General features: G+C 69.8%; 8 protein-coding genes. 4 read left to right on the top strand and 4 right to left on the bottom strand.

Features of this window, described 5'->3' with window-relative positions:
• Together VET29_RS29305 and VET29_RS29300 are read right to left on the bottom strand one after the other, a co-directional pair.
• On the bottom strand, nucleotides 1-576 hold a 576-nt coding region (locus tag VET29_RS29305; RefSeq protein ID WP_324926333.1), incomplete at its 3' end, for an enoyl-CoA hydratase/isomerase family protein.
• A 13-nt stretch (nucleotides 577-589) separates the two neighbouring features.
• Nucleotides 590-1,804 carry an acetyl-CoA C-acetyltransferase gene (locus tag VET29_RS29300; protein WP_324926331.1) on the bottom strand — a complete coding sequence of 405 codons (1,215 nt, stop codon included), beginning with the start codon at nucleotides 1,802-1,804 and terminating at the stop codon, nucleotides 590-592.
• Between the two features lie 230 nt (nucleotides 1,805-2,034).
• Here VET29_RS29300 and VET29_RS29295 point away from each other — a divergent pair, with 230 nt between their 5' ends.
• The 3 genes from VET29_RS29295 to VET29_RS29285 all read left to right on the top strand — a co-directional run bounded on the left by VET29_RS29295 (nucleotide 2,035) and on the right by VET29_RS29285 (nucleotide 6,071).
• The gene (locus VET29_RS29295; protein WP_324926329.1) at nucleotides 2,035-3,240 is read left to right on the top strand and encodes a TetR/AcrR family transcriptional regulator; all 1,206 of its coding nucleotides are present in this window, start codon (nucleotides 2,035-2,037) and stop codon (nucleotides 3,238-3,240) included.
• 5 nt (nucleotides 3,241-3,245) lie between these two features.
• On the top strand, nucleotides 3,246-4,655 hold the full coding sequence (locus VET29_RS29290) for a cytochrome P450 (RefSeq protein WP_324926326.1): 1,410 nt from the start codon (nucleotides 3,246-3,248) through the stop codon (nucleotides 4,653-4,655).
• Nucleotides 4,656-4,829: 174 nt separating this feature from the next.
• Nucleotides 4,830-6,071 carry a cytochrome P450 gene (locus tag VET29_RS29285; RefSeq protein WP_324926324.1) on the top strand — a complete coding sequence of 414 codons (1,242 nt, stop codon included), beginning with the start codon at nucleotides 4,830-4,832 and terminating at the stop codon, nucleotides 6,069-6,071.
• Between the two features lie 113 nt (nucleotides 6,072-6,184).
• Here VET29_RS29285 and VET29_RS29280 read toward each other — a convergent pair whose 3' ends face one another.
• Nucleotides 6,185-7,093 (bottom strand): TIGR03619 family F420-dependent LLM class oxidoreductase, encoded by a 909-nt coding sequence (locus tag VET29_RS29280; RefSeq protein WP_324926322.1) that lies wholly within the window; start codon nucleotides 7,091-7,093, stop codon nucleotides 6,185-6,187.
• 70 nt (nucleotides 7,094-7,163) lie between these two features.
• Between VET29_RS29280 and VET29_RS29275 the strand changes: the two genes are divergently transcribed.
• Nucleotides 7,164-7,595, top strand: a complete 432-nt coding sequence (locus VET29_RS29275) for a MarR family winged helix-turn-helix transcriptional regulator (protein ID WP_324926320.1) — start codon at nucleotides 7,164-7,166, stop codon at nucleotides 7,593-7,595.
• Nucleotides 7,596-7,622: 27 nt separating this feature from the next.
• Here VET29_RS29275 and VET29_RS29270 read toward each other — a convergent pair whose 3' ends face one another.
• Entirely contained in the window at nucleotides 7,623-9,806 is a 2,184-nt protein-coding gene (locus tag VET29_RS29270; protein WP_324926318.1) for a helicase, read from the bottom strand.
• Between the last annotated feature and the right edge of the window lie 182 nt (nucleotides 9,807-9,988).

The following is a 9,988-nucleotide window of genomic DNA, read 5'->3' as shown; positions in this document are numbered from 1 at the left end:
TGTGGACACCACGTCGTGCACGAGGCCGATGTCCTTCGCCTGGGCCGGCTTGTACCGCTGGCCCTGCAGCAGCACGGAGAGCAGCGCGGTCTGGATGCCCAGCAGGCGGACGGTCCGCGTGACACCGCCGCCGCCCGGCAGCAGGCCCAGCGTCACCTCGGGCAGGCCGATCTGCGATCCCTTGACGTCCGCGGCGATCCGGTGGTGACAGGCGAGCGCGATCTCCAGGCCGCCGCCCAGCGCGGCGCCGTTGATGGCCGCGACCACCGGCTTGCCGAGGGTCTCCAGCCTGCGCAGCTGCGCCTTGATGCCCTGGATGAAGTCGAAGCCGTCCTTGGCCTGGTCCGGCTTCGCCTCGATCATGTCCTTGAGGTCACCGCCCGCGAAGAACGTCTTCTTCGCCGACGTGACCACCACGCCGGTGATCGAGTCCTTCTCGGACTCCAGCCGGTCGACGGCGGCGGCCATCGACTCCGCGTAGTCGCGGTTCATCGTGTTCGCCGACTGGTTGGGGTCGTCGAGGGTGAGGACGACGATCCCGTCGGCGTCGGCGTCCCAGCGGATGGTGTTCGTCATTGAGTGTGCTTCCTTACACGCGCTCGATGAGGGTCGCGACGCCCATGCCGCCGCCGATGCAGAGGGTGATCACGGCCCGGCGCGCCTGCCGGCGCTCCAGCTCGTCGACCATGGTGCCGAGGATCATCGCACCGGTCGCGCCGAGCGGGTGGCCCATGGCGATGGCACCGCCGTTGACGTTGAGCTTCTCGTCCGGGATGTGCAGCTTCTTCTGGTAGTTCAGCACGACGGAGGCGAACGCCTCGTTCAGCTCGAACAGGTCGATGTCCTCGACGGTGAGACCGGTGCGCGCGAGCAGCTTCTCGGTCGCCGGGATCGGACCGGTGAGCATGATCGTCGAGTCGGCGCCGGAGGTGGCGGTGGCGACGATGCGGGCGCGCGGCGTGAGGCCCATGTCCTTGCCGGCCTGCTCGGAGCCGACGAGCACCAGCGCGGCGCCGTCGACGATGCCGGAGGAGTTGCCCGCGTGGTGGACGTGGTCGATCTTCTCGACGTAGTGGTACTTCTGCAGCGCCACCGCGTCGAAGCCGCCCATGTCGCCGATCGCCGCGAACGACGGCGGCAGCTTGCCCAGCCCCTCGACGGTGGACTCGGGCCGCATGTGCTCGTCGTGGTCGAGGACCGGGATGCCGTTCTGGTCGACCACCGGGATGATCGAGTTCGCGAAGTAGCCGTTGCTCGTCGCCTTGGCCGCGAGCTGCTGGCTGCGCACCGCGTACGCGTCGACGTCCTCGCGCGAGAATCCCTCGATCGTGGCGATGAGGTCGGCGCCGATGCCCTGCGGCACGAAGTAGGTGTCGTAGGCGGTGGCCGGGTCCATGGCCCACGCGCCGCCGTCGGTGCCCATGCCGACCCGCGACATCGACTCGACGCCGCCGCCGATGACGACCTCGTCCCAGCCGGAGGCGACCTTCTGGGCGGCGATGTTGACGGCCTCGAGGCCCGACGCGCAGAAGCGGTTGAGCTGCACGCCCCCGACGGTGTCGGGCAGCCCGGCCGCGATGGCGGCGGTCTTCGCGATGTCGCTGCCCTGGTCGCCGATCGGGGTGACCACGCCGAGCAGCAGGTCGGAGACCCGGTCGACGTCCAGCGTGGGGTTGCGCTTGCGGAGCTCGTCGATCAGGCCGACGACGAGGGAGATCGGCTTGGTGCCGTGCAGCGACCCGGTCTTCTTACCCCGGCCGCGCGGGGTACGGATCGCGTCGTAGACGAATGCTTCGGTAGCCACGCTAGGGGTCCTCTCGAGTGCTAATGCTGATTAACATGTTGGCACCGATACCGGCGTTGTCAACGTCACGGACCCGATTAGGGGTGTGGCCCCTGCCTCAACTACAGCGATGCGCGAGCTGGCGGCGACCGTGCTAATCGGTGTTAACTTAGGATACGAGTTGGCGCGTTGCCAACAGGGCGGGCGGTCCACTAGTTTGCTCAGGAATGGCCCGTATGGAGGAACCGATCGTGGCGGACACTTCCCGATCGCCGGCGAGGCGGCCACGCAACCGCAAGGCACAGCTGGCCGAGGCGGCCGCGGAGCTGTTCCGCCAGAACGGGTACCACCAGGTCAGCGTCAACGACATCGCGCAGTCCGCCGGCGTCACCGGCCCGGCCGTCTACCGGCACTTCCGCGGCAAGCAGGACATCCTCGCGCACGTGCTGCTCTCGGGCATGGACACGTTCGGCCTGGTCACCGAGCAGGCGCTCGCGGCCGCTGGCACCCCGGCCGACCAGCTCGCCGCGCTGCTGCGGGCGGTCGCCGCGCTGGCCGTCGACCGACGAGAGATCACCGCCCTGTGGCGGTGGGAGGGCCGGCACCTCGCCGAGGCGGACCGCACCAAGATCCGCCACCGCAGCACCGAGCTGATCTCGCAGTGGACCATCGCACTGTGTGACGCACGCCCCACCCTCTCGGCCGCCGACGCCGAGCTGCTCGGCTGGGCGACGCTGTCGGTGTACGGGAGCGTGTCGGTACACCATGTGAACCCGTCCCGTCGCCGGTTCGAGGAGCTGCTCAGCCGGCTGGCGACCGCGGTCACCTCGTGGGAGTCGACGTCGCTGCCGGCCGTGCCCGACCCGGTGCCGGGTACGCTGCCGGGCAGGCAGCCGCAGCCGGGGGTCGCCGGCTCCCGGCGCGAGGAGCTGCTGACGGCCGCGCTCTCGCTGTTCCGGGAGCGCGGGTACGCGGCGGTGAGCATGGAGGACATCGGCGCGCGGGCGGGCATGGCCGGGCCGAGCATCTACCGGTACTTCCCCGGCAAGGCCGCGATCCTGGTGGCCGGCGGCTACCGGATGGCGAACCGGCTGACCGAGGACGCCGAGAAGGCGCTGGAACTGCCGCCCGGGGAGGCGCTGCGCTCGCTCGCCACCTCGTACGTGGACACGGTGCTCCGGTCGGACAACATCATGGCGAACTTCGTCAACGAGCTCGCGAACCTGCCGGACCGGGACCGCAGGGAGCTCGTCCGGCTGCAACGCGCCTACGTGGCCGAGTGGGTACGCCAACTGCGTGCGCAGTCCGAGCTCACCGAGCCGGAGGCGAAGGTCGTGGTGCACGCGGCGTTGACGATCGTCAACGACCTCGCCCGCACGCCCCGGCTGCTGACCAGGCCACAGATCGCGGCGGAGCTGGTCGAGCTGGCCGTGTCGGTGCTCAACGCTGGGAGGTAGGGGTCATGTCGACCGAGCTTCGGGCACCATTCGAGCTGGAGAAGAACGCGTTCGACCGGTGGCTGCTGGCCAGGGAGTGGCGGCGCAGGGACCTGAGCACGCCACCGCCCGGCCTGAAACCGGTGAGCGGCGACACGGGGTTCCCACTCGTGGGCCACGGCCTGGAGATGCTGCGGCTGGGCCTGAACTACGCGATGAAGCGGTACCACTCGCACGGGCCGGTCTCGTGGCTGAGCGCGTTCGGGGTCAAGATGGTGTCGGCGTCCGGGCCGGACGCGACGCAGGAGGTGCTCGCCAACCGGGACAAGGCGTTCTCGCAGCAGGGCTGGGAGTACTTCATCGGCCCGTTCTTCTACCGCGGGCTGATGCTGCTCGACTTCGAGGAGCACATGTACCACCGGCGGATCATGCAGCTGGCGTTCACCGCCGAGCGCCTGTCCGGGTACATGGCGCAGGTGGGTGACGTGGTCCGGGACAGCGTGACGTCGTGGTCGGCGCGGGACGGGTTCCCGATCTACCCCGCGCTGAAGCAGCTGACGCTGGACGTCGCGACCAAGATCTTCATGGCGTCCTCGCTCGGCGGCGAGTCGACCCGGCTGACCAGGGCGTTCGTGGACACGGTCCGCGCGGGGACGTCGCTGCTGCGTGTCCCGGTGCCGGGTGGCCGGTGGGCGGCCGGGCTGCACGGACGCAAGCTGCTGGAGGACTACTTCCGCGCCAGCCTGCCGGCGAAACGCGCGTCGGACTCCGACGACCTCTTCGCCGCGCTGTGCCACGCCCGCACCGACGACGGCGAGACGTTCTCCGACGACGACGTCGTGAACCACATGATCTTCCTGATGATGGCGGCACACGACACGTCGACCATCGCCACGTCCGCGCTCGTGTACTACCTGGGCAAGAACCCGGAGTGGCAGGACAGGGTGCGGGCGGAGTCACTGGCACTCGGCGACGAGCCGCTGTCGGTTCCCGCGCTGTCCGCGCTGCCCTCGCTGGACCTGGTGCTGAAGGAGTCCATGCGGCTCGTGGCGCCGGTCCCGTGGACGGTCCGCAAGACGGTCAAGGACACCGAGCTGCTCGGTCACCACCTGCCGAAGGGCGTGTACGTCACGACGCTGGCGTGGCTGAACCACATGCTGCCGGAGTACTGGACCGAGCCGCACCGGTTCGACCCGCTGCGTTTCTCCGAGGAACGCAGGGAGGACAAGTCGCACCGGTTCGCGTACATGCCGTTCGGCGGCGGGGTGCACAAGTGCATCGGCATGCACTTCGGCACCTACGAGGTGAAGACCATCGCCCACGAGCTGGTCCGCCGGTTCGAGTGGACGATCCCGCGGGACTACCACGTCCAGTGGGACCCGACGGCCCTGCCGATGCCGAAGGACGGCCTGCCGATCAGCATCAAGCGGCGATAATGCACCCCTTGGGAGCAAGCACCGATATTCCGCTTTTCGGACCCTAGGAGTGGGCGCTCCCTAGGCGAAAAGCGCCATGGCACCCCCGCGGAGCCGTACTTACGGTTGAGGACGGAATAGGCGGAAAACCGCCCAATTCATGCGAACGTTCCCAACGCGGCAGGAGCCGTGTCGATGATTCCTGCGCGAAAACCGTCGATCGGCGCCGGCTATGACCCGTTCGGCGCGCACCTGGACGACCCGTACTCCTTCCACGCGAGGGCTCGCCGCGAGGAGCCGGTCTTCTACTCGAACGTCTTCCAGGCCTGGGTGGTCACCAGGTACGACGACGTCCGCCACGTGCTCCTGCGTCCCGAGGTGTTCTCGTCGGCGAACGCGATCCGCTCGGTCAGCGCCACGTTCACCCCCGAATGCATGGCCGTGCTGGAGCGGGGCTACCCGAGCACACGCGGGCTGCTCAACACCGACGGCCCGGCACACGAGCGGCTGCGCACGCCGTTCCTCAAGGCACTCGGGAAAAAGCACGTGCGCCGCGTGGAACCATTCATCCGCGAACAGGTCGAGGCGCTCGTCGACGCGATACTGCCCGCCGGAAAAGCCGACATCGTGCACCAATATATCCATATCCTGCCTTTCCGGGTCCTCGCCCACGTGCTCGGGATCGACGAACCGGACTACGACCGCGTGAACAAGCTCAGCCGTGCCGCGTCGCGCATCTTCCGGGCGGGCAACCTGACACCGGACGAGCAGGTGACCACCGCGCGGCTGATGGTCGAACTGCACCGCACGGTGGTGGGCTACGCCAGGGCGCGGCGAACCGACCCGCGCGACGACCTCATCAGCGCGGTCACGGCGGAGCTGGCGCCGGGTGAGGCACCGCTCACCTTCGAGCAGGAGTCCGATCTGGCCTGGTGCCTGCCGGGGGTCATCAGCTCCGCGAACTCGGTGGAGGCGATCCTGGGCACGGGCATGTACTACCTCCTCGCCAACCACGACCAGTGGGACACGCTGGTGGCCCGCCCGGATTTGATCGACAACGCGATCGAGGAGATCGCCCGTTACGACCCGCCCGCCCAGACGTTCGCCCGCATCACCACCCGCCCGGTCACCCTCGCCGGCGTGGACCTGCCGGCGGGCGCGGAGGTCATGGTGGCCTTCGGGTCGGCGAACCACGACGAGGCGCTGGCCGACCGGCCCGAGGAGTTCGACATCACCCGGCCGCGCACACAGCACGTCACCTTCGGCATCGGCAGCCACCTCTGCCTCGGCGCGCCGGTGGTGCGCGCGGTGCTGCGCACCACGCTCGAGACCTTCACCCGCCGGATGCCCGGCCTGCGCCTCGCCGACGAGCAGCCGATCCCCTTCGTCCCGACCCTCAACCACCGGCAGCCGGTCCGGCTGCCGGTCACGTGGTGACCGGGCCGCCGCGTGCCCGAGAGGACTGACACCACCCAACACCGCGCGACACGACCGGAACCGGGCGCGGCTTCACTCGCCATCACCCGACGCGCGGAACCGCCGGCTCGTGCTCAGTGGGCGGCGGTGGCCAGCTGGGCGAGCAGGTCCACCTCCGTGTCCAGGTCGACGAACGCACCGTTGGCGAACAGCACCTGGTCGATGCCCTTGCCCTCCAGCGCGGCCAGGTCCTCGGCGATCTGCTCGGGCGAGCCGCCCAGGAACGGCCGTTCGTCGTCGATCGGTTTCGGCGTGACGGGCACGTTCGCGCGGGCGACCACGGTCAGGGTGTCGGGGTCACGGCCGGCCTCCCGTGCGCTGTCGCGGAACATGGCGACGGTGCCGAGCAGCTGCTCCTGGCCGAACACCATCGGGTTGAGCCCGTCGGCGACCCGTGCGGCACGCTCGATGCCCTTCGGCGTCGTCGCGCCGACCAGGACCGGCACGTGACGCTGAACGGGCTTCGGATTGATCTCCGACGGCGCGATTCGGTAGAAGCGGCCGTCGAAGGCCACCGGGTCCGGTCCCCACACCGCCCGCAGCGCGGCGATGACCTCCTCGAAGCCTGCGCCCTTGCGGCTGGCCGGCACGCCGACGGTCTCGAACTCCTGCCGCATCCAGCCCTGGCCGAGACCGGCGACCACCCGTCCGCCGCTGAGCTGGTCGAGCGTCGCGAACCGGCGCCCGAGGACGACCGGCGGGTGCAGCAGCGCGTCGATCACGCTGGTGCCCAGCTTGACCCGGCTGGTCAGGGCGGCCACGTGGCTGAGCGTCTCCAGCGGCTCGAAGACGTTCCGGTAGACCTCGGGGGTCTGCTGCGGTTCGGCGATGCCCGGCATGACGACCTTGTCGACCGGCCGCAGCAGCCGCTCGAAGGTCCAGACGGCGGCGTAGCCGAGGCGTTCCGCCTCCTGCGCGATGCGGACGATGGCGCCCGGCGACGCCTTCTCGCCGCTCGTCGGCAACGCGATCCCCAGTTCCACGGCTCCTCCTGGTTTGCTTGGATAGATCATTGAGAAAATCAATGACTTATTGGACGGTAGCATAGGGGACGTGGCAGAGACCGTCGACGAGGCGAACCAGATGATGCGGTTGCTGCGCCGGCTGACCACGCTCGCGGACGCGACGCTGGCCAGCGCCGGCGAGGTGCTCGCCGAGTTCGGCCTGACCGTGTCCGCCGCGTCCCTGCTGTGCGCTCTCGATCCCCGCGCCGAGACGCCGACGATGCGCGACCTGTCCCGGCAGATGCGTTGCGACCCGTCGACGATCAGCCTGATGGCCGACAAGCTGGACAGGTCCGGCCTGGTCGAGCGGCGCCCCCATCCCACCGACGGCCGCAAGCGCACGCTCGCACTGACCGACCGCGGCGTGGAGGTGTGGGCGGCGCTCAGCGCGCGGCTCGGCGAGACCTCCGCGCTGGCCGTGCTCAGCGTCGAGGAACGGCGGACCCTGGAGGAGCTGCTGGCGAAGGCACAGTCGGGCTGACGGCTCGCCGGCGCCGCTACGGGGTCGCTACGGGGTCACGTCGTCGAGCAGCAGCAGGCAGTCCGGCAGCGGCGCCGTGTGCACGACACCCAGCCGCTGCGTGGCGCGGGTCAGCGCCACGTACAGGTCCGCCGCGCCCGCCGGACCGGCCATGATCCGCGCCGGTTCCACGACGACCACGCCGTCGAACTCCAGGCCCTTGGTGGCGCGCGGGGGCAGGAGCAGCGCGTCCACGTTGAGGGTCGAGCCGTCCGGGGCGATCACGGCGACCGTGCCCTCACCGATCTCCTCCTCCATGCGTGCCACCATCTCCGTCACCACCCGTGCCAGGTCGCCCTCGGTGGTGTGCCGGGCCCACGGCCAGACTCCCGTCGACCGCACGGACTTCGGCGGCTGCACCGTGGAGTCCATCGTGGACAGCAGGGCGGCCGCCACGTCCATGATCTCCGCCGGCATGCGGTAGTTGATCGTGAGCTGGCGGTAGGTCCACCGCTTCGGCACGTACTCGTCCAGCATCGCCGCCCACGAGCGGGCGCCCGCCGGCGACTCACGCTGCGCCAGGTCGCCGACGATCGTCATGGAACGGCTGGGGCAGCGGCGCATCAGCGACCGCCAGTCCATCTCGGACAGTTCCTGCGCCTCGTCGACGACCACGTGGCCGTAGGTCCACTCCCGGTCCGCCGCGGCGCGCTCGGCCAGCGACCGGTGGTCGCGCTCCTCCTGGCGCTCGGCGAGCTGCGTCGGGTCGATGATGTCCACCGCGCGCAGCAGCTCCTCGTCCGGGTCCTCGTCGGTGTCGAGGATGTCGAGCACGCCGCGCGCGTACGCCTCCTGCTCGCGCCACGTCTGCTCCGCCTCCTCGTCCGACTCGTACGCGCCGAGCACCTCGGCCGCCTCGTCCAGCAGCGGCACGTCCGACACGGTCCACGCGTCGCCGCGCTCGCGGTAGAACGAGGCGGGCGCGCCGACCGCCGCCAGCCGTTCCCTCGACGTGTACAGCTCGGCGAGCAACCGACGCGGCGACAGCCGTGGCCACAGCAGCTCCACCGCCGCGCCGAGCGCCTCGCTGGAGATCAGCTCGCGCCGCACGTCGGCGGCCAGGTCGCCGGCCAGGTCCGGGGTGTCGCGTGCGTCCAGCCAGCCCTCCCCGATCCGGTCGACGGCCTGCTCGGCCAGTTCGAGGACCAACGCGTCGCGGAAGATCTCCCGCGCCCGGTTGTGCAGCCGGCCCGACGTCCGCGCCCGCTCCCGCGCCTTGCCCGCGGTGAACTCGTCGATCTCCACCGTGACGTCGTCCAGCTCGATCTCGAGCGGCACCGCCGGCAGCTCCTGGCGGTTCGCGACGGCGGCACGCACGAGGTCGACCATGGCGAGGCCGCCCTTGGCCGCGCGGTTCACGTCGGGAACCCGCGTCTTGACGTCCGGCAGCAGTTCCCCGGGCGTGGCGAACACCACGTCGGTCTCACCGAGGGAGGGCAGTACACCGCCGATGTAGCGGAGGAAGCCGGTGTTCGGCCCGATGATCAGCACACCGCGCCGGGACATGCGCTCGCGGTGGGTGTAGAGCAGGTAGGCGACCCGGTGCAGCGCGACGACGGTCTTGCCGGTGCCCGGCCCGCCGTCGATGACGACCACCCCCGTGCGTCCCAGGCGGATGATCTCGTCCTGCTCGGCCTGGATGGTGGCGACGATGTCACCCATGGTGTCCGACCGCGGGGCGTTGAGCGCGGCCAGCAGCACCTCGTCACCGTCCGCCATCCCTTGTTCGAGAACGTCGTCGTGAAATGAAAGAACGCGACGCCCCCGGGTACGGAAATGGCGACGAAGGGCGACCCCCTCCGGATTCGCGGCGGTGGCCACGTAAAATGGCCGGGCCACCGGGGCACGCCAGTCGACGAGCAGGGGCTCGTAGTCGTTTTCCTCGTCGAAGAGCCCGATACGGCCGATGTAGGTGGTCGTCCCGTCGGTGTGGTCGAGCCGGCCGAAGCAGAGCCCGTTGTCGGCGACCCGCAGCAGACCGATCCGTCGGGACAGCGTGGTCGCGGCCACGTCACGCTCCCACAGGGCCTCGGTGGTCTCCGCCGTGTTGTCCAGGAGGACGCCGTCCAGCTTGCCCGTCGCGGTGGACCGCTCCGCGTCGAGGTGGGCGTAGAGAAACGCAATGCGCTCCCGCTCCGCCCGCAACACCGCGTCGTAATCACCCTTTGACAATTCCACCCCTACCCTGCTACAATAAACGCACTTTCCCGCCTTTACCCTTGCGATCAAACGCAATGTCGAAATTGGCGGCCATCAATTATTACCTGAGTCTCAGGTATTTGCCAAATGCGGGTGGGCGGCAGGTTCGTGCCCCGGGTCGGTCACGGGGTGTGGTTGCTCAGGGACTGGTCGAT

The organism is Actinophytocola sp., assembly GCF_035634895.1.
In the GTDB taxonomy this organism is placed as follows: domain Bacteria; phylum Actinomycetota; class Actinomycetes; order Mycobacteriales; family Pseudonocardiaceae; genus Actinophytocola.
Note: the sequence above shows the minus strand (reverse complement) of the source record. Positions and strands in the feature narration are given on the sequence as shown.

Bases quoted from the DNA above. Each gene is read 5' to 3' on its own strand.
- VET29_RS29290 (WP_324926326.1), top strand. From the start codon at position 3,246: ATGTCGACCGAGCTTCGGGCACCATTCGAGCTGGAGAAGAACGCGTTC.
- VET29_RS29285 (WP_324926324.1), top strand. From the start codon at position 4,830: ATGATTCCTGCGCGAAAACCGTCGATCGGCGCCGGCTATGACCCGTTC.